A 20,532-nucleotide genomic window follows, 5' to 3' on the forward strand; every position below is an offset into this window, starting at 1 on the left:
TTTTTTTCTATTTCTAACTATTCCCTTCGGCTTTTCTTTTTTTTAGTCGGAATAAGAAGAAGTAAAAGCGTATTTTGAAATATTCTGTTCAAAAAAATAGATACCTTTGCTAACCAAACAAGCGTAACTCCTACTATGAGTCAAAAAGTCTTACTTAATGCTAAAGAAGTAAATATTATTCTTAATAGACTAGCTTGTCAACTTATTGAAAATCACCGCGATTTTAAAAATACGGTACTTATAGGTATTCAACCGCGAGGTGTATACGTAGCAGAACGTATAAAAAAACTCCTTGAAGAAGATTATAAAATTGCAGATATAAAAATGGGATATCTGGATATCACATTTTTTAGAGATGATTTTAGAAGAGGGGATAAGCCATTAGAGGCTAATAAAACCAAAATTACTTTTGTAGTCGAAGATAAGAATGTAGTTTTTATCGATGATGTTCTCTATACGGGAAGAAGTATAAATGCTGCGCTTACAGCGGTTCAAAGTTTTGGCAGGCCACGAGAAGTAGAACTGCTTACCCTTATAGACCGCCGCTTTAGCAGACATTTGCCTATACAGCCTAACTATAGAGGACGACAGGTAGATGCTATAAACGGTGAAAAAGTAAAAGTAAGTTGGATTGAGAATGGAGGAGAAGATAGTGTCTATCTAATTGAAGAATAAATTAACGGAGATAAAAATCGCACAAATTAACCTTACAGAATGAGCGAGTTAAGTGTAGATCACTTATTGGGGATTAAGTATATCACAAAAGAAGATATCAATCTTATTTTTAAAACGGCTGATCATTTTAAAGAAATAATTAACCGTCCTATTAAAAAAGTTCCTTCTCTGCGAGATGTAACGATCGCAAATTTGTTTTTTGAAAACAGCACACGTACAAAACTTTCCTTTGAGCTTGCTGAAAAACGACTTAGTGCAGATGTGATAAATTTTTCTGCAGGAGCATCTTCAGTCAAAAAAGGGGAAACCTTAATAGATACCGTTAACAATATATTGTCTATGAAAGTAGATATGGTTGTTATGAGGCATCCTAATCCCGGAGCCGGAGTATTTCTTTCAAAAAACATAAAGGCTAGTATTGTTAATGCAGGTGATGGAGCGCACGAGCATCCTACGCAGGCGTTGTTAGATAGTTATTCTATACAGAAACGATTAGGAGACGTTGGCGGTAAAAAAGTGGTTATAGTAGGTGACATTCTCCACAGTAGAGTGGCCTTATCTAATATTTTTGCTCTTAAGCTTCAGGGAGCTGAGGTTAAAGTTTGTGGACCAAAAACTCTTATGCCTAAGTATATAGAATCGCTAGGCGTGGAGGTTGAATTAAATCTTAGAAAAGCTCTAGAATGGTGCGATGTTGCAAATATGCTACGCGTTCAAAATGAACGAATGGATATTAGCTATTTTCCTTCAACACGAGAGTATATTCAGCAGTACGGGTTAGATAAAGAGTTGCTAGATTCTTTAAATAAGGAAATTGTAATTATGCACCCAGGACCTATTAACCGTGGGGTAGAAATTACGAGTGATGTTGCAGATAGTGGACAGTCTATCATTCTTAATCAAGTTGAAAATGGAGTTGCTATACGTATGGCAGTCATTTATTTGCTAGCTTCAAAAATCAAGAAATAATGATAATTACTCAAAACGATACCTATACTATTCTTGCAGATGAGGAAGATGGTATAAAAGAATTTGCTTCATTTTTAGAGTTTATTGTTCCTAAAGCATACGCCGATGTCAACTTAGTCATCGATTTATTAAAATACGAAAATGTTTCTTTAGAAGAATTACTTACATTTTTAAAAATATCTAATGCACAAAGAGCTGGGCAGAAGTCATTTGTGTTAGTAAACAAAGTGTCACAGATTGACCGAGTACCAGAAGAATTAATGGTAGTGCCTACGTTAGAAGAAGCAAAAGATGTAATTGATTTAGAAGAGATTCAGCGGGATTTAGGTTTCTAATAAAAAGCTAATTTTATAAAAGCTGATTACTTTTTACTATAATAAGCCTAACTTAACGAGCTATACAATAGGTTACCGTTAATGTACCGTTGTTTACCAGTTATAAATAGTTATAAGCGTTTTCTGCTTAAATAATTTTCAGCAATAATTAATGAAGCTTACCATATTAGGTTGTTATGCAGCCACACCACGAACCTTTACGAATCCCACTTCACAAGTACTACAGATAAAAAATCATCTTTTTCTTATTGATTGTGGAGAGGGAACACAAGTAGAATTACGACGAAATAAAGTCAAATTTTCTAAGATCAAGCACATCTTTATTTCACACCTACACGGGGATCACTTTTTTGGTTTAGTAGGTTTGATTTCAACATTTAGATTGCTTAATCGAGAAGGAGAACTCCACGTATACGGTCCTAAAGGTATTAAAGAAGCAATAACTCTTCAGCTTAAACTTTCTAACAGCTGGACTAATTATCCGTTATATTTTCACGAATTAGTTTCTAAAGAACCTGAAGTTATCTATGAAGACGATAAAGTTTCCGTAGAGACAATTCCTTTAAAACACCGGGTTTATACAAACGGATTTCTTTTTAAGGAGAAAGCAGGAGAGCGCAAGCTAAATATGAATGCGGTTCTTAAAAAAGAGATCGATGTTTTATATTATAAGAAAATAAAATCGGGTAAAGACATGATCCTCGAGGATGGTACCGTCATACCCAATGAGCAGCTCACATTTGATCCAGATACTCCTAAAAGTTATGCGTTTTGTAGTGATACGGTCTATAAACCAGATAATATCCCGCAATTGCAGGGTACAAGTTATATGTATCACGAATCTACTTTTCTGGAAGCACATGCAAAATTAGCAGAACCTACGGGGCATTCGACAGCTAGACAAGCAGGAATGATGGCTAAACAAGCTAATGTAGAATATTTGATTTTAGGTCATTATAGTACCCGTTATCCAGATCTCACGCTGTTTGCTAATGAAGCTAAATTAGAATTTGATAATGTTTTAATTGCGGATGACGGGAAGGTCTTTGATTTTGAAAATCTTGATGACTAACGTTAAAATAGATACATTTTAAATAAATGTAAAAGATTGTTAGGACCTTTTAACATTGTTAGGCTTTAATGTAAATTGCTGTAAAAACATATTATGGCAGAAGATTTAGGCGGTTACAGAAAATCTTATGAAAAGAATACGTTAACTCAGGAGCATAGTGATGCAAATCCTTTTAATCAATTTAAAAAATGGTTTAAGGAAGTAGAAGAGAGTCCCGGAGTTGATGAGGTGAATGCAATGACTGTAGCCACGATAGGTGTAGACGGTTTTCCTAAAAGCAGAGTAGTACTTTTAAAAAACTACGATGAGGCTGGTTTTGTATTTTATACCAATTACACGAGTGAGAAAGGAGAAGCAATATCTCATAATTCACACGTATGTATTTCTTTTTTTTGGCCTAATCTTGAGCGTCAGGTAATAATTAAAGGAGTAGCCGAGCGAGTTTCAGAAGAAGTTTCAACTGCGTATTTTCAATCAAGGCCAAGAGGAAGTCAATTAGGCGCTTGGACTTCTCCTCAAAGCGATGTAATTGCAGATCGGGCATATCTGGAAAAAAGACTTGAAGAACTAGAAACAAAATATGAAGGAAAGGAAATTCCGAAGCCAGATTTTTGGGGAGGTTTTGTCATAAAGCCTGTAGAATTTGAATTTTGGCAAGGAAGATCAAACCGACTTCACGACAGATTACGATACACACCGGGTGGTGTGAATTGGAAGTTAGAACGTCTTGCACCATAAAACACATCTTATGAAAACACTTTATTTGATACGTCACGCTAAATCGTCTTGGGAATTTGATCTTGATGATCATATGCGTCCTTTAAACCAAAAAGGGCTCGAAGATGCAACAAAGATGGGTGTTTTTATACGAGAAAAAATTCAGATTCCACAACGTATTGTGAGTAGCGATGCTGTACGCGCAAAAAGCACGGCTGTATTATATTTGAAAGAATTAGGAATACCCGAAGAAAAACTAGAGTTGGATAATCGGCTTTATGATTTCACCGGAAATAAATTACATACCGTAATAAAATCATGTGATAATCGTGTTGATCGTCTTATGATCTTTGGTCATAATAACGCGCTTACCTATTGGGTAAATCAGTATGGTGACAAACAAGTGGATAATGTTTCTACAGCAGCTTTTACGGCAATTACATTTGATGTAGATGACTGGAGCAAAATTCAAAAAGGGCAGACAACTTTATATGTAAAACCTAAGCATATTAATTAATGGATAATAAATTAAATACATCTACGCTTGTGGCAGATGAATCAAGATATATAAATAGAGAAATTAGCTGGTTATCTTTTAATGCACGGGTTTTACAAGAATCTGCAGATGAGACGGTTCCTCTTATAGAACGTTTGAGGTTTGTAGGTATTTTTTCTAATAATCTTGATGAATTTTTTAAAGTGCGTTACGCAACCGTCAAACGCATTGTTGAAGCAGGAAAGAAAGGTAGAAAGGCATTAGGTGTTTATGCTGCAGATGAGCTTCTGGATAAGATTACACGCATCGTCATTCAGCAACAGGAGGAGAGTCTAAGTATAATTCATAATATACATTCAAAACTCAAGGATCAAGGGATCTATATAATTAAAGAAAATGAAGTGCATTTTCCGGAGCACAGCGAATTCATAAAGACTTTTTTTATGGAAAAGGTAAGCCCGGCTCTTGTTACGATTATGCTTAATGAGGATATTGATTTACCTCGTATACAAGATCTTGAGGCCTACCTCACTGTAACGATGAAGAATTCATCAACTAAAAAAACATTGCACGCGCTGGTAGAAATCCCCAGTGAATTGGATCGCTTTGTTGTTTTACCACAAGTGGACGGTATCGATTATATAATGATACTTGACGATTTAATACGTTATAACCTGGAATCGGTATTCAGTATTTTTGAATATGACGAGATTTCTGCTCATATGATTAAAATAACCAGAGATGCAGAACTTGATTTAGAGTCTGATCTGGGTAAAAGCTTTATTGAAAAACTCTCAAAAAGTGTAAAAGGACGGGAAGACGCAGAGCCTGTTCGTTTTGTACATGATCAATCGATTGATAAAGATACTCTCAAATTTTTACTTGAAAAGTTAGGTATAGAAAATACAGACAGTATTATTCCGGGAGGTCGTTATCATAATAGAAAAGATTATATGGGATTCCCGAGTTTAGGGCGAACCGATTTACTTTATGCTACACAAAAGCCTCTACCTATTAAAAACATCAGTCTTAATGATAGTATGTTTAAAAAAGTGGCTGAAAAGGATTTTCTGCAATATACACCTTATCACACTTTTGCTTATGTAATTAAATTTTTACGTGAGGCTGCTTTAGATCCAAAAGTCAAAACGATTAAAATAACTATTTATCGCCTGGCGAAATTAAGTCACGTAGCTAGTGCCTTAATTAATGCTGCGAAAAATGGTAAGGATGTAACTGTACAGATTGAGTTACGTGCGCGTTTTGATGAAGAGAGCAATATGCGATATGCTAATCAAATGCAGGATGAAGGAATCAAGCTTATTTTTGGTGTCCCCGGTTTAAAAGTTCACAGCAAAGTGTGTGTAATCGAGCGCCTCGAAGCGGGAAGATTAAAGCGTTACGGATTTATAAGCACCGGAAACTTCAATGGTAAAACTGCAAAAATATATACAGATTACACCCTATTTACAGCTAATAAGCAAATACTTAAAGACCTAAGTAAGCTGTTTAATTTCTTCGACACCAATTATATAGTCAATACCTACCAGCATTTAATAATATCTCCGCATTACGCTAAAAACACCTTTTACCGATTGATAGATAACGAAATCAAGAAAGTAAAAAATGGTCAAAAGGGATACATTCGTTTAAAGCTGAATAGTATATCTAATTATTCTATAATCGATAAATTATATGCGGCTAGTGAAGCGGGTGTTAAAATTGATATGATAATACGCGGAGTGTGTTGTTTAATACCCGGAGTTAAGGGAATGAGCGAAAACATAAATTTAATAAGTATTGTCGATAAATTTTTAGAACATCCGCGTGTGTTAATTTTTGGAGAGGAAGGTGATGAAAAAGTTTTTATTTCTTCATCAGATTGGATGACTCGTAATCTGGATAATAGGGTGGAGGTAACTTGTCCCATATATGATGAAGATGTCAAAAAAGAAATTATAGACACTTTCACAATTTGCTGGAACGATAATGTAAAAGCTCGAGAAATTACCGCTTCTCAAGATAATGCATATCGCATAAATGATAAGGCACCCCTTAGATCACAGTTTGCAACATATGATTATTATTTAAACAAGTTAAATTAGATTATGATTCAGTTTAAGAAATATGCTGCAATTGATATAGGTTCTAATGCAATTCGTCTCTTAGTAGCCAATGTAATCGAATTAGAGGGGCGTGAGCCTATTTTTAGAAAAAGTTCTTTAGTGCGTGTGCCAATCCGTCTTGGAGCAGATGTGTTTAAGTCAAAACAAATTTCTGAAGAAAATATTGTTCGCATGACAGATACTATGGAAGCCTTTAAACTCCTCATGCGGTCTCATAAGGTGGTAGATTATAGAGCGTGTGCCACTTCTGCAATGCGAGAAGCAGAAAATGGTGAAGCTGTAGTAAAACATATTTATAAGAAAACTGGAGTGAATATTAATATCATTGATGGAAATGATGAAGCTGCAATAATAGCCAATACAGATTTACAGTCATTGATATCATCAGATCGCTCTTATTTGTATGTAGATGTAGGTGGAGGAAGTACAGAGTTTACACTTTATAGCAATAAAGAAGTTGTGGCTTCTAAATCTTTTAAACTGGGAACTGTAAGACTACTAGAAGGTTTAGTAGGGCATACTGTATGGGAAGATGTTGAAGCCTGGATAAAGGAAGTAACAAAAGGGCATACAAAAATTGATTTAATAGGATCTGGCGGAAATATCAATAAAATATTTAAACTGAGTGGAAAAAAAGATGGTAAACCATTAACGTATTTTTATATGGTGAGCTTTTATGAATTTCTTCAGTCTTATAATTATGAGGAGCGTATTACAGAGCTGGGTTTAAATATGGATCGAGCTGATGTAATTATACCTGCTACGCGTATTTATTTATCTGCGATGAAATGGAGTAGATCAAAAAATATCCACGTTCCTAAAATTGGGTTGTCAGACGGCATTATAAAATCGCTGTATAACGATAAAAATCAAGTTGTTTAGGTGATCAAATTAAAATTATAGTAATATTGCAAAGCCCAATATTTGCTTTCACCAATTTAAAAGCTCATTATGAAAAAATTATTACTTGTATTTTTATTTACAATTTCAGCTACTTGTTTCGCGCAAAACGTTAGATATGGTGCAAAATTAGGAGTAAACATATCTGAACTAAGTGGTGATTATGAGGATGCTTTAAGTAGATATGGATTTATGGCGGGAGTTTTTGCTGAAATTCCATTAACAGGAAGTCTTAATTTTCAACCAGAATTATTGTATTCCGCTCAAGGGAATAAACCTAACTCGGTAGCTGGTAGTGCTAATGCTGAACGCGCAGAATTAGATTACATTCAATTACCGCTATTGCTAAAACTTAATAAACAACGATTTAACGTGCATGTAGGTCCACAGGTAGGTCTGGCAGTATGGAATTCATTTAATAGTGATGCGTATAAAAATTATGATGTAGCTGCTGTAGGCGGTATTGGCTTTCAAATCATTGATGGTCTATCAATAGATGCTCGTTATAATTTTGGTTTTGTAGATGTTGTTAATAGTTCTGCCTTAGAAGGAAAAAACAGATACTTCACTTTATCTGCATCCTATAAATTATAGTACTCAACATACTTTTAAACAAAAAAAACCGGTTCTTAAGAACCGGTTTTTTTTTGTTTGAAATTTCTAACCGTGTATGCTTTGTTGTTTGCTAAGATCTTTCATAATTTCAGCTTCAAATTCTAAGAGACTCTGCCATTTTTCATTCACTTCTGTCTCATCACCATATTTACGGGCAAAGCCTAAAAACATCGTGTAATGATTAGCCTCACTTACCATTAAATTATGATAGAAAATGCGTAATTCTTCATCCTTTAATTCTTGTGATAAAAGTCTGAATCGTTCACAACTACGAGCTTCAATTAAAGCAGCGTAAAGCAACCGGTGTACAAGCTGTGTGGTGCGACTTCCTCCCTTAGGAAAAAACTTAAGTAGTTTATTTACATAATCATCTTTTCTGTCATAACCTAAAGCATTACCTCTTGCGATAATTTTGTCGTGAACTAGCTTAAAGTGACTTATTTCTTCTTTTACTAAAGCAATCATTTCTTGAACGAGCTCTGTATATTCAGGAAAAGAGACTATAAGTGATATTGCAGTTGATGCAGCTTTTTGCTCACAAAAGGCGTGATCAGATAGTATATCATCAATATTCATCTCTACAATATTAACCCATCGCGGGTCTGTGGGAAGTTTAAGGCCTAGCATTATATATCAAGATCAAAAGTGGTTCGTAAAATTTCTAAATCGGGATTTTTTTCTTTCAGCTTTTCATATTTTTCACGAGTTGTATAAGCGTAACGACGTTCTGCAGCTTCATTAACTGTGATTTCTATAGTAATGTCATAATTATTAAGTTTTCGCTTTAAAAACTCTAATAAATTATGCTGGGCACGTTCTAGCTCGACACGCATGGTTTCATTCGGAAATTCTAAATGTATTACCGTGCCTTTTAAGGTAGGTGTATCTGTTTCTAAATTCGAAGCTAAAATTTTCTCCCCTTTTTTTTGCAATTTGGAAACATATTCCTTCCAGGTAGCAAGTAATGCATTTTCAGTAAATGGCTCTTTCGGTAATTGGCTTATATCAACTTCTTTTACTGTTTTGCGCTCAAGGATTTCTTTTTTACGCTTTAGACCTTTAACTGAAAGACTGGAGACATAGCCGCCCACAGGGGTTTGTACAGTGGGTGAACTTATAGGAGGTTGTGATTCAGGTTTATTTGTTGTTTTTTCTTCTTGTTTATGGGTAATCGTTTCTGAAGATGAAGAAGAAACTACCGAAGAACCTACTTGTTTCGCTACAGAAGATTCATTTTTAGAATTATTATTTTCGGTACTAAAATAAGAAGCCGGAATTATAAAGTCAGAAGCTTTTTTTTTTCTCCATCAAAAGTGATAGAGGCCATTTGCATAAGACAAATTTCAACTAGTAATCGGGGATTACGACTTGTGCGATACTTTAAATCACATTCATTAGCCTTTTCAAGTGCAGGCATCAAGAAATCAAAATCAGCTTTCTTAGCTTGCTCGTGATACCGATTTTTTGTTTGATCTCCCACTTCAAGTAAAGCGATTGTAGCTGGGTTTTTACACACCATTAAATCTCTATAATGAGAAGCAAGCCCTGCAATAAAGTGATGTCCGTCAAAGCCTCTTGCAAGAATCTCATTAAAATTGAGAAGCAACTGCGGAATATTATTAGATAAAATTAAATCTGTAGTCTCAAAATAGGTGTCGTAATCAAGAACATTTAGATTTTCGGTTACTGCTGCTCGAGTAAGATTATTACCGCAAAAACTTACCACCCTGTCAAAAGTTGATAATGCATCTCTTAAGGCACCATCTGCTTTTTGAGCAATTATATGAAGTGCTTCTTCATCTGCAGTAATATGTTCAAGTTTTGCAATATCTGCTAGATGCTCACGTATATCCTTAACTGTAATTCTCTTAAAGTCAAATATTTGACATCTTGAGAGTATAGTAGGAATAATTTTATGCTTTTCTGTTGTTGCTAATATGAAGATAGCATGTTTAGGCGGCTCTTCTAGAGTTTTAAGAAAGGCATTAAATGCTGCGGAAGAGAGCATGTGTACCTCATCAATAATATAAACTTTGTATTGACCTACTTGCGGAGCTATACGTACCTGATCAATTAAATTACGTATATCATCTACCGAATTATTAGAAGCAGCATCTAACTCAAATATGTTAAAAGCGTAATCTTCATTTTCATCAACAACTTCATCTGCTTCCTGATTAATCTTCTTGGCCAGAATACGCGCGCAAGTGGTTTTACCTACACCTCGGGGCCCTGTAAATAATAATGCCTGAGCAAGATGATTATTTGCAATTGCATTTTCTAACGTATTTGTAATAGCCTGTTGCCCCACAACATCCTTAAAGGTCGCAGGTCTATATTTTCTGGCTGATACGATGAATTGCTCCACAGATTGATTTTAATTTTCACCGAAAGTAGTTTTCGGATTTAAGATGCCCAAAGATAAAAATAGTGAATTCAATACGCCCTACACAATTGTCTTTTTTGCAATTTTCTTATTAACAATAAACATTTTTTGAAACCCTATTAAACAAATTTTCTTCAGTATAAAAGTGTATTTTTGCGTCAAAGCAGACCGCCTTATCGCTCTATTTCTATAGGGAGGAAAGTCCGGACACCATAGGGAAGCATAGCGGCTAACGGCCGTCTAGATTAATAAGCAATTATTAATTTAAGGACTAGTGCAACAGAAAGTATGTACAGGTAATGCTGTAGTGAAACCAGGTAAACTCTATGCGGTGCAATGCCATGTAAACCGGCAATTAAGTGCGTCTCGTGCGATGCCGGAGGGTAGGCAGATAGAACAAACAAGTAATTGTTTGTCTAGATAAATGATAAGGTATTATTGCTTGCAATAAGAACAGAACCCGGCTTATAGGTCTGCTTTTTTTATTTTCTCAAAACAATTCTTTTTTTAAATTGATTACTGGCTAATCGTTTTAATTATTTAGAAAAAAAGCTGAATGCGCTTCCGCCATATTTTCTGATTTCAAAAAAAGTTGGGTGATCTTCTAGATTGGTATTTTTACTGTGTTCTATAATCAAACATCCATCTGGCAATAGCAGTTCATTATCCATCACATAATCAACGATCTTGGTAAATTGATCGGTTTCAAAGTCATATGGAGGATCGGCAAATATGATATCATATTTATTGCTTTCACGTGCGAGGTAGCTGTAAACGTCAGATTTAATGACATTAACATTCATTTCAAATTCGTTGGCTGTCTCTTGAATAAATTTTGCGCAACCGGCATTGCCATCAACTGAAGTAACAGCTTCTGCACCCCGGGAAGCAAATTCATAGCTTATATTTCCTGTACCAGAAAAAAGATCTAAAACAGTAATTCGTGTTAAGCTATATCTATTACGTAAAATATTAAATAACGACTCCTTAGACATATCTGTTGTAGGTCTAACCGGTAATTTTTTTGGTGCGCTAATACGTCTTCCTTTAAAGGTGCCGCTTATAATTCTCATAAGTTAAGGTTGTATTTCAAGTAAGCATAATTTAACTGATTTTCTTCTACAGTCTCTACGATCTCTACGTTTCTAACATACGCATAGATTAATTGATATTTAGAATCCTCTGTATCGATAAAACCTTTAAAACTAACTTTGATTTCTTCTGGGTTTAATGCCAGTTGTTCAAGACAAAAAAGAATGTAATAAACAAAATCGGCATCTGTAGTATACTTAAAGTGATTACTCAAAAGCAAGCTCTTACCTTCATAAATTAATAGATCAAAGGTTTTGAGCCCTACTTGAATGTAGACCTGTGGTTCTGCACTAACTGTAGAATCCTGAAGTATATTTTTAATTAATATAGACTGACTGTGGTAATAGGTAAAGGTGCCAAAATGATCAAAAAAGAAGTTGTTAATATTTGTATAGGGTACATAAATATTAATAAGATCTAGACTTTCTAATTCATCATAAACTATAAAATCTGTTTTTAAAATTTTTGTATTGAATTTTAAATAATCCGTGAGATTTTTAGGGTCAAATAACTGTTTGGGAACGATTGTATATAATTCGTTTGCATAAACAACAGATACGTTACTAAAGCTATTGTGTAATATTGCAGAATTTTCAAATAGCTGTTGAATCTCGATTAAAGCCTGTTCTGCAGTTGTAACATTTTTATATGCAAAATGCTCTGCATGTATAGGTTCGTTAGAGTTATCACTATGGATATAAAACGAAAATCCATCCAAGCTAACTTGGATGGATAATATATTAAGTTCTGAATTTACCAGAGGATTAATCTTCACTGTCACCGTAACTTTGAGGCCAGTTACCTGCGGTACTTACTTCAGTCATAGAACCTACAGATAAATATGCTCCATTTACACCTTCAACAGATATAACTTGCTTTTCTTTAGCAACGTAATCTTTAGGTTGATCAAATAAGATAACGTCTTTAGAAACTTTAGCTTCGAATACTGGAATTTGAACATCATTTTTAAGAACGGTTCCTGCTTCCATTTCAAATTGCTTATCTGTACCCGGAACATTCATCATCGTTTTGTAACGATCTGTTCCTTGATATAAAGAGTCTTTAATAGACGCTTTACCTAATGTATCTATAATAGTAATTTCTTTTCTAGTATCAACTCGGTAACGTCTTGTTGCTTCCTCATCAAGTACTAATGTATCACGACGTTCTGTAAGTGTAAATTCTGCAGTATCTAAGAATTTTACAAGTTCATCAAAAGAACCGGCAAATTTGCCATTAATTTGTTTAAAAGCTAATTGTCCTTTTTGAATGTCTTTAAGCTTATCAACAGATTTTTGATAGCGTGCAACTTTAAGGTCATTAAACTTAACTTCGCCGTAAACAGAGTTAAAAAGCAGATATCCTAATACTCCGATAACAACCCAAAGTAATAACTGAATTACTAATTTCATTCGATGTGTGGTTTTAGATTTAATAATGGTTACCGACAAATCTACAATTTTTTTTTAATCGTTAAAGGATATCCCCAAAAATTCATTACTATCTTTACAACATCAATAAATACGTATGGAGCTGGACCATCAAGCATTTTATAAATTACTTCTTAAAGATTTCCCATTTGCCCCAACTTTAAAGCAAGATATTCTTTTACAGCAACTTAGTAAGTTTTTATTAGACCCTAAAAATGATACTATTTATCTCTTAAAAGGATATGCCGGTACCGGTAAAACAACCGCTATAGGAACAATTGTTAAGAATTTGTGGAAAATAAAAATGTCTTTTGTTCAATTAGCACCCACAGGAAGGGCAGCAAAAGTTATTTCTAACTATAGTGATGAAGCTGCTCAAACTATACATAGAAAAATTTATTACCCTAAGAAAGAGCGTGGAGGAGGTGTGTCATTTACCCTACAGAAAAATAAACACCGAAATGCTCTTTTTATAGTGGATGAAGCATCAATGATTTCTGATTCTGTTTCAGAATCAAAATTGTTTGAAAATGGATCGCTTCTTGACGATCTCATGTTATATGTATATAGTGGACATAATTGTAAACTCCTTTTAATAGGTGATAATGCACAATTACCACCTGTGAAAATGGATTTAAGTCCGGCTCTTGACGCTAGAAATTTAGAACTTCAGTTTAATAAAAAAGTATTAAGCATTGAGTTAGATGAAGTTATGCGTCAGGCAGAAACTAGTGGTATTTTAAAAAATGCCACGCGTATGAGAGAATTTCTTAATGACCAACTCTATGAGGATTTTAGATTTGACTTAAGTAATCAAGATGATGTGGTGCGTCTTATAGATGGTCATGAAATTATGGATTCTTTAAGTGATTCGTATCAAGAATATGGTAACGAAGGTACAGCTATTATCGTACGATCTAATAAACGTGCAAATCTGTACAATCAACAAATACGCTCTCGTATATTATTTAAGGAGGAAGAAGTAAGCCCCGGTGATTATTTTATGGTGGTTAAAAACAATTACTTTTGGTTAGACACAAAAAGTGATGCAGGCTTCATCGCAAATGGTGATATTATAGAAATCCTAGAAATTTTCAATATAAAAGAGCTGTATGGTTTTCGCTTTGCGGAAGTAAAAATACAAATGACAGATTATCCTAATCTCGCTCCTTTTGAAACGGTCTTACTTCTTGATACACTTACTTCGGAAACCCCATCGTTGTCCTATGAGGAGGGAAATCAGCTTTATCAGGAAGTTATGAAAGATTATGCCGATGAAACTTCTAAATATAAACGCTTTCTTAAGGTTAAGAATAATAAATTTTTTAATGCCCTACAGGTAAAATTTTCTTATGCGATTACGTGTCATAAATCTCAGGGTGGACAATGGGAAACAATAATGGTTGAACAGCCGTATTTACCTAATGGGATGGACAAAGATTATTTACGATGGTTGTATACCGCAGTAACTCGAGCTCGTAAAAAATTATATCTAATAGGCTTCAAAGACGATATGTTTATTGAAGATTAAAATGCTAATTTGAGTAATTCAATCAATTTTAATTGATATTAATCTGCAATCTATTTCAAATATAAATTCAAAATGACAGAAAAGTTAAAGGTTATAGCTATGATTCCTGCACGATACGAGGCATCTCGATTTCCGGGGAAATTAATGAAGGATTTAGAAGGGAAACCAGTTATTATTCGCACCTATGAAGCAGCTATAAAGACGGGACTTTTTGATGATGTTTATGTTGTAACAGATAGCAAACTCATTTTTGATACGATAGGTGAGTATGGAGGTAAAGTCATAATGAGTCTTGAAGAACACCAGTGTGGAAGCGATCGTATTGCTGAAGCCGTAAAGGATCTGGATGTAGACATCGTTGTAAATGTTCAAGGAGATGAGCCATTTACTAATGAGGAAGATATGCGCAATGTTCTAGAAGTATTTTATGAAGATGATGCAGATTCTATAGATTTGGCATCTTTAATGACGCCTATCTCATCAATACTAGAAATCGAAAATCCAAACAACGTAAAGGTAATTGTAGACCATAATAATTTTGCACTATATTTTTCAAGAGCACCTATTCCTTATCCCAGAGATAAAGAAATTGAGGTAACTTATTATAAACATAAAGGAATATATGCCTTTAGAAAGCAAGCGGTGCTCGATTTTTACAGTCTTCCTATGCGTAACCTTGAAGCATCAGAAAAGATTGAAGCCATTCGCTACTTAGAATATGGTAAACGCATTAAAATGGTGTTTTCAGATTCTCCAGCAATAGGTATAGATACTCCTCAAGATCTGGAAGACGCTAGAAATATTATAAAATCCCAACACATTAACTAATGGGTTGGATTTCAAAAAGACTTTATAAAGCTCTTGGCTGGCACATACGCGGTAGTTTCCCTAGCTCCGTAAAAAAGATGGTAGTCATTGCGGTGCCACATACCAGTTGGCATGACTTCTATATGGGACTTATTTTTCGAAGTGTGCTTGATGAAGAAATAAATTTTTTAGGTAAGAAAGAACTTTTTAAATGGCCGTTTGGAATATTCTTTAGAAGCTTAGGAGGAACACCATTAAATAGAGTAAAAGGTCAAAATCAGGTAGAACAAATATCTGCACTTTTTGCAAAGAAAGATATTTTCAGACTTGCACTGTCTCCAGAAGGTACTAGAAGAAAAGTAGACACATGGAAAACAGGTTTTTATTATATCGCATTAAAAGCCCAAGTACCCATATTACCTGTTACTATGAATTTTAAAGATAAGGAACATCACATAGGGGATTTATTCTATCCGACAGGAGATATCACTAAGGATATGATTGAATTACGCAGTTTTTTTAAAAACATCAAAGGAAAAGTACCTGAAAATAGCTAAAACAACGTATGAAATTCCTATTTATTAATTATGGAATGCGTTAAACTTTCATAATCATAACTTAAAGATACGTTAACTTTAAAGACACTTGTAAATACAACTAACTGAATTTTAATATGTTGATTGTTAATGGTTTTTGAGGATGGATTTTCACTATTCCAGAGCAAAACCATAATTAATTAATTTTCGTTTATATAATGAACTAATAATTATAAAAACTAAAATTCAATTATGAACATTTCAAAATTTCTTTATTTAGGTGTACTTGGTGTATTTGCTTTAACATCGTGCAGTGATGATGACGATAACACCACAGATATGAATAATGGCACTGCAGATTTATATGCTACAAGCCACGCAGATGGAAACGTTACTAAATACAATCTTTTAACTAACGAAGCTACTGTATACACTACTACAGCAACAGATGCTGAAGGTATTTACTATTCTCCAGAAGATGATAGCTTTACTATTGCATCTCGTGGAGCAACTCAAAATTCATTACAGACTTACATTAGCATAAGTGATCTTGTATCTACAACAGCATCATTAAATGTCGATATTACTGGACCAGCAGCTTTGCAGAGTGCAAGAGATTTAGCTGTAAGTGGTAATTTTTATGTGGTTTCTGATAATACTGCAAACAATAATAGACTTTTTGTATTTGAACGTTCTAATGGATCATTTACGTTGAGCAGAACAATAAATGTAGATTTTCCTTTATGGGGAATTGAATTTGTAAACAACGATCTATATGCAGTTGTAGATACTACAAATGAATTGGCTGTATTTACAAACTTTTTATCAAGCAATCCGTCGGATGCTTCTATAAGTGCATCTAAGCGTGTGGCTGTTGAAGGTATTGTGCGTACCCATGGTCTTGATTATGATGGTGACACAATGGTATTAACTGATATCGCTGCTGCAGCTGATGGAAATTTTGATACAGATGGAGCAATTCACGTAATATCTAACTTTAACACAAAATTTAATGCAGTTGCAAACGGTGAAACTCTTGAGCTAACTAATCAAATACGTATTTCTGGTGCATCAACGTTGTTAGGTAACCCAGTAAATGTTGTTTATGATGCAGAAGCAGATGCTGTTTATGTAGCAGAACTAGCTAACGGTGGTGGTAGAGTATTGGCTTTTTCTTCAGTATCTAGTAATACTTCTGGAACAGCGACACCTGCAGTTAATAATTCGCTTACTGGTGTATCTTCATTATACCTTTACAAAAACTAATCTTGTCATTATAATAAAAAAAGCCCGGTAGAAATACCGGGCTTTTTTTATGCTTCAAAAACAATATAATCTTTATGATTTTTTAAATCGTTAAATGCAAAATTCTCTTTGATATACAACAAGGCTCTTTCAGTATAAAAAAAGGTGTGAGTATAGTCATTTTTATACCACCAGTTTTTAAATTCTATAGTCTCGAGTAGGAGATTTGTTTTTATATATAACTTTCCTTTATTAGCAAGCAGCTCGCGAAGTCTATTGAATTCGATTTGTGGATTATGAAAATGCTCTATCACTTCACAACATACAATGTAGTTGTATTTTTTATCAGTGAAAGTATGTGTATTTGCATAAATGGGGTCATAAGATACAATTTGATAATTCTTGCGTTGCAATGAATTAGTAAAAACCGGATTAGGCCCAGAACCGTAATCTAACCCCAGATCTGCAGGTGTGTGATTTTTAGAAACAGCATCGAGTAGGGGGAAAAGAAATTTTAAATATCCCGAATTATCGGTGTTGTTTTGATGTAGGTTATATCTCTCTTTTTCCTTGCTAAGGTTAGGATGGTCGTTTGTATCTAAAAAAACAGATGCACAAAAAGTGCATCTGTTATAATTTCTATTCTGAAACCTACCCAAGAAATCAGCAGAGTGATTACAAAGTAGACATTTCATAATATTAGATTTTAGTAAAGTGTTTTAAGCTTTTTCAATTTAGCTTTCCAGATCTCCAATGTCTTTTTGTGCTCTGCGATATTTTTATGCACTTCTTTAACAAGTGGATTATCATCTGCCACGTGCTGGAAAAAACCTAAATTATTTTCAAGCTGATTAATTTCGGCGCGACTTTCTTCTATCTTTTTGGTTATAAAAAAGCGTTCTTTATTTAGGGCGTGATTTCCATCTTGATCTGCTAATGAAGCTACACGATTGTCATACTTTATGAGTTCGGCATCCTTTCTACTTAGATCTAGCGATTTAAATAAACCATCTAAAACCTTATTAAAATCTTGTTCTATAGATTTTTTAGAATGAGGTACTCTTCCAGTATCCTTCCACTCTTTAATTATAGCTTTAATAGCTTTAAGATTTTCATCTGGAGTACCTTCTAACTTAACGTTTTTAGTCTTTTCGAGAAGTGCGGTTTTCTTTTCAAGATTAACTTTTTCTTCTTCTAAAATCTCATTTTTTTCAGCGTGTAGACGGTCAAAAAAGTGGTTACAAGCCTTTTTAAAGCGCTTCCAAATTTTATCGCTGTCTTTTCTTGGAACGTGACCTACTTTTTTCCAATCAGCCTGTATGCGCTTCATTAAATCAATGGTAGCTTGTACGTCCTCATTGTCTTTATTTTCTTCCGCCAGCTGTATTAAGTCTAATTTTTTCTGAAGGTTATCGTATTGCTCCTTTTTCTGATCTTTGTAAAATCCGTTTTTATTATGGTTGAATTCTCTTGTTGCTTTTTTAAATGCTTTCCAAGTAGGTTCATTGTCTTTTTTAGGAACTTTTCCTATTTCAAAAAAGGATTCTCTTAGCGTATTTACTTCCTTCATTTGCTTTTGCCATCCACCGTGTGAATTCGAAGGTTTATTTGCAATAGCCTCAATTTTTGAAATAACCTCTTGCTTTTTCTCAAGGTTTTCTTCAAATATCTTATCAATATTTTTGAAGTAATCTTGACGCGCATCGTGAATCTTTCGGGTAGCAGTACTAAACTTTTCCCAGATTTCTTCTCTATATTCTTTAGATACAGGGCCTATTTCTTCTTTCCAAATTTTATGAAGCATTTGCAACTCCTTAAAGGCTCTGTTAACATCAGAATCTTTAGTTAATTCCTCTGCTTGCTCAATAAGTTTAAGTTTCTTATCGAGATTATCCTTAAAATCTTTATCTCTAAATTCTCTATTTAAATGAAGAAAGTCGTAGAAATTTTCGACGTGGTGATGATAGTTATTCCAAACCAGGTTATAACGATCTCGCGGAATATTACCTGCATTACGCCATCTATCTTGAATATCTTTAAATTTATCAAATGTAGTATTGATGCTATCTTCACCACCTAACTCATTTTTAAGTTCTTTTAACTCTTCAATTAAAGCTGTGCGAGTTTCTAAATTTGCATTAAGATCTTTCTTGAGATTTTGATAATAACTATTGCGCTTATCACGATATTCATAATAAAGAGAGTTAAAGTCTTTCTTTAAAGGATTGTAATATCTGAAATCAATAATATTACCTCCTTCTTCTAAGAATTTTTCTTTAGCCTCATCCTGCTCTTCTTCAAATTTTGAAATAAAGGATGTTCTTAATGCGTTTACATGCTCTTTTATAGCTTGTACATTATAATTATTCAGAAGATTCTTAAACTCTTTTATCAGCTCTTGCTTAGTTAGACTATCATAATCCTTTTCAGGAATGGCATGACGTTCTTGTGTAGATTCATCTTCTACATCTTTACTAAGTGCCGCTTCTAAGTCTGTAGAATCTTCATCCTCATCATCATCTTCTTCTGCAAAATCCTCATCCTCATCTTCATCAACATTTTTAGCACTTTGTACTACATTTATTGATTCAGTTGTTAATTCTTCATTTTGCTTTTCAGCAATATCCGCAGTTTTAGAATTTGTTTCTGTATTAGCTGCTTCAGTATTAGAGTCAGATTTCAAAGCGCTATCTTTTTTTACTTCGGTTTGCTCTTCGGTTTTAGATGCTTTGTTTTCTTCAGACATTTCTTTCAATGTTAAGGTGCTTAATTTATTGAGTTAAAGATACTATTAACTGTTCAAATAGCAAGAGTGAGTTTGCAGGCAGTAGTTAATTCCAGATTTCCCAGGCTGCTTCTGCTTGTAGTTTTAGCATTTCTAGACCATTAGTTGTCTTAGCTCCCTGTATTCTTCCATTCTTCAAAAAGAGGCTTTCAGCAGGATTATAAACTAAGTCATACAGTAAATGATCTTTAGTTAATGCTCGATATAATATTTTTGGACATTCTAGAACGTTAGGGTGGGTGCCTACGGGAGTTGTATTAATTATCAGCGTGTATTTCGAAAGAACAGCGCTTGTAAGATCACTGTAGGTAAATTGACCTTTTTTAGGAGATCGTGAAACAAATTTATAGGTTATATCTTCAAGTTCTAAAGCATACGCTATAGCTTTTGAAGCCCCACCGGTTCCTAAAATTAAAGCGTGATTGTGAGATTTCAATTTTAAAAAAGGCTGTAAAGATTTTCTGAATCCCAAATAGTCAGTATTAAAGCCTTTTAATTTACCATTTTGCTGTCTTTTTATTGTATTTACAGCACCTATAGCACTCGCATGCTTATTCATCTCATCTAGAAATGGAACCACACTTTCCTTATAGGGTATGGTGACATTAAATCCTAAGCAGTCCTTTCTGGTCTCGAAAAGTTCTTTAAGCTCCTGCACAGATTTACAGTCAAAATTTGAATAGTCTGCTTCAATTGTTTCTTTCTCAAATTTTTCAGTAAAGTATAATCTTGAAAATGAGTAGTCTATATCTTTACCTATCAACCCTAATTTAATCATAATAGATGCTTGCAATTATACTTTATTTCTAAAAGTA

20 protein-coding genes, 1 other RNA gene and 1 pseudogene are annotated in these 20,532 nt (G+C 34.0%); 14 read left to right on the forward strand and 8 right to left on the reverse strand.

The features are described from left to right. Positions 1-135 precede the first annotated feature (135 nt). From pyrR to ABVM53_RS13345, 9 genes are all read left to right on the forward strand, one after another. The gene (gene pyrR, locus ABVM53_RS13305) at positions 136-675 is read left to right on the forward strand and encodes a bifunctional pyr operon transcriptional regulator/uracil phosphoribosyltransferase PyrR (RefSeq protein WP_405326943.1); all 540 of its coding nucleotides are present in this window, start codon (positions 136-138) and stop codon (positions 673-675) included. Between the two features lie 39 nt (positions 676-714). After that, the gene (locus ABVM53_RS13310) at positions 715-1,644 is read left to right on the forward strand and encodes an aspartate carbamoyltransferase catalytic subunit (RefSeq protein WP_405326946.1); all 930 of its coding nucleotides are present in this window, start codon (positions 715-717) and stop codon (positions 1,642-1,644) included. Next, a complete protein-coding gene (locus tag ABVM53_RS13315; RefSeq protein WP_128757174.1) occupies positions 1,644-1,979 on the forward strand; it encodes a ribonuclease Z in 336 nt (111 codons plus the stop codon). Before ABVM53_RS13310 ends, ABVM53_RS13315 begins: the two co-directional genes overlap by 1 nt. A gap of 151 nt (positions 1,980-2,130) precedes the next feature. Further along, positions 2,131-3,051, forward strand: a complete 921-nt coding sequence (locus ABVM53_RS13320; RefSeq protein WP_405326949.1) for a ribonuclease Z — start codon at positions 2,131-2,133, stop codon at positions 3,049-3,051. Positions 3,052-3,144: 93 nt separating this feature from the next. After that, complete coding sequence (gene pdxH / locus ABVM53_RS13325) at positions 3,145-3,789, forward strand: pyridoxamine 5'-phosphate oxidase (RefSeq protein WP_405326952.1); 645 nt, start codon at positions 3,145-3,147, stop codon at positions 3,787-3,789. Positions 3,790-3,799: 10 nt separating this feature from the next. Further along, entirely contained in the window at positions 3,800-4,285 is a 486-nt protein-coding gene (locus ABVM53_RS13330; RefSeq protein ID WP_371456354.1) for a histidine phosphatase family protein, read from the forward strand. Next, a complete protein-coding gene (gene ppk1 / locus ABVM53_RS13335) occupies positions 4,285-6,369 on the forward strand; it encodes a polyphosphate kinase 1 (protein ID WP_371456355.1) in 2,085 nt (694 codons plus the stop codon). The genes ABVM53_RS13330 and ppk1 overlap by 1 nt, the downstream gene beginning before the upstream one ends. Positions 6,370-6,372: 3 nt before the next feature. Beyond that, a complete protein-coding gene (locus ABVM53_RS13340; RefSeq protein ID WP_371456356.1) occupies positions 6,373-7,272 on the forward strand; it encodes a Ppx/GppA phosphatase family protein in 900 nt (299 codons plus the stop codon). Positions 7,273-7,341: 69 nt separating this feature from the next. Then, positions 7,342-7,884 (forward strand): porin family protein, encoded by a 543-nt coding sequence (locus ABVM53_RS13345; protein ID WP_371456357.1) that lies wholly within the window; start codon positions 7,342-7,344, stop codon positions 7,882-7,884. Positions 7,885-7,950: 66 nt separating this feature from the next. Here the strand turns inward: ABVM53_RS13345 and ABVM53_RS13350 are convergent, their stop codons facing one another. Next, a complete protein-coding gene (locus tag ABVM53_RS13350; protein ID WP_371456358.1) occupies positions 7,951-8,532 on the reverse strand; it encodes a tRNA-(ms[2]io[6]A)-hydroxylase in 582 nt (193 codons plus the stop codon). Further along, positions 8,532-10,273: pseudogene (locus ABVM53_RS13355) on the reverse strand (DNA polymerase III subunit gamma/tau). The gene ABVM53_RS13350 and the pseudogene ABVM53_RS13355 overlap by 1 nt, the downstream one beginning before the upstream one ends. A gap of 178 nt (positions 10,274-10,451) precedes the next feature. Between ABVM53_RS13355 and rnpB the strand changes: the two are divergent. Next, positions 10,452-10,775, forward strand: an RNA gene (rnpB, locus tag ABVM53_RS13360) — RNase P RNA component class A. Positions 10,776-10,827: 52 nt separating this feature from the next. On the opposite strand, the gene rsmD is transcribed toward rnpB, so the two are convergent. The 3 genes from rsmD to ABVM53_RS13375 are packed head-to-tail and all read right to left on the reverse strand — an operon-like array spanning position 10,828 to position 12,795. Further along, positions 10,828-11,364, reverse strand: a complete 537-nt coding sequence (gene rsmD, locus ABVM53_RS13365) for a 16S rRNA (guanine(966)-N(2))-methyltransferase RsmD (RefSeq protein ID WP_405326959.1) — start codon at positions 11,362-11,364, stop codon at positions 10,828-10,830. Next, complete coding sequence (locus tag ABVM53_RS13370; protein WP_405326962.1) at positions 11,361-12,158, reverse strand: DUF3822 family protein; 798 nt, start codon at positions 12,156-12,158, stop codon at positions 11,361-11,363. Before ABVM53_RS13370 ends, rsmD begins: the two co-directional genes overlap by 4 nt. Continuing rightward, positions 12,148-12,795 (reverse strand): hypothetical protein, encoded by a 648-nt coding sequence (locus ABVM53_RS13375; protein ID WP_128757162.1) that lies wholly within the window; start codon positions 12,793-12,795, stop codon positions 12,148-12,150. The genes ABVM53_RS13370 and ABVM53_RS13375 overlap by 11 nt, the downstream gene beginning before the upstream one ends. A gap of 115 nt (positions 12,796-12,910) precedes the next feature. On the opposite strand from ABVM53_RS13375, the gene ABVM53_RS13380 reads away from it, so the two are divergent. The 4 genes from ABVM53_RS13380 to ABVM53_RS13395 all read left to right on the forward strand — a co-directional run bounded on the left by ABVM53_RS13380 (position 12,911) and on the right by ABVM53_RS13395 (position 16,953). Then, entirely contained in the window at positions 12,911-14,344 is a 1,434-nt protein-coding gene (locus ABVM53_RS13380; protein ID WP_405326965.1) for an ATP-dependent RecD-like DNA helicase, read from the forward strand. A gap of 72 nt (positions 14,345-14,416) precedes the next feature. After that, entirely contained in the window at positions 14,417-15,172 is a 756-nt protein-coding gene (gene kdsB, locus ABVM53_RS13385; protein ID WP_405326968.1) for a 3-deoxy-manno-octulosonate cytidylyltransferase, read from the forward strand. Beyond that, a complete protein-coding gene (locus ABVM53_RS13390; RefSeq protein WP_371456365.1) occupies positions 15,172-15,708 on the forward strand; it encodes a 1-acyl-sn-glycerol-3-phosphate acyltransferase in 537 nt (178 codons plus the stop codon). The genes kdsB and ABVM53_RS13390 overlap by 1 nt, the downstream gene beginning before the upstream one ends. 231 nt (positions 15,709-15,939) lie before the next feature. Then, positions 15,940-16,953: a hypothetical protein gene (locus ABVM53_RS13395; RefSeq protein WP_405326971.1), complete on the forward strand. Its 1,014-nt coding sequence runs from the start codon at positions 15,940-15,942 to the stop codon at positions 16,951-16,953. 47 nt (positions 16,954-17,000) lie between these two features. On the opposite strand, the gene ABVM53_RS13400 is transcribed toward ABVM53_RS13395, so the two are convergent. From ABVM53_RS13400 to ABVM53_RS13410, 3 genes are all read right to left on the reverse strand, one after another. Then, positions 17,001-17,627, reverse strand: coding sequence for a methyltransferase domain-containing protein (locus ABVM53_RS13400; protein ID WP_405326973.1), 627 nt, complete (start codon positions 17,625-17,627; stop codon positions 17,001-17,003). Positions 17,628-17,638: 11 nt separating this feature from the next. Further along, complete coding sequence (locus ABVM53_RS13405) at positions 17,639-19,678, reverse strand: DUF349 domain-containing protein (RefSeq protein ID WP_405326976.1); 2,040 nt, start codon at positions 19,676-19,678, stop codon at positions 17,639-17,641. Between the two features lie 85 nt (positions 19,679-19,763). Continuing rightward, positions 19,764-20,495, reverse strand: a complete 732-nt coding sequence (locus ABVM53_RS13410) for a shikimate dehydrogenase family protein (protein WP_405330871.1) — start codon at positions 20,493-20,495, stop codon at positions 19,764-19,766. Between the last annotated feature and the right edge of the window lie 37 nt (positions 20,496-20,532).

The sequence above is a fragment of the Leeuwenhoekiella sp. LLG6367-2.1 genome (assembly GCF_045055775.1).
In the GTDB taxonomy this organism is placed as follows: domain Bacteria; phylum Bacteroidota; class Bacteroidia; order Flavobacteriales; family Flavobacteriaceae; genus Leeuwenhoekiella; species Leeuwenhoekiella aequorea.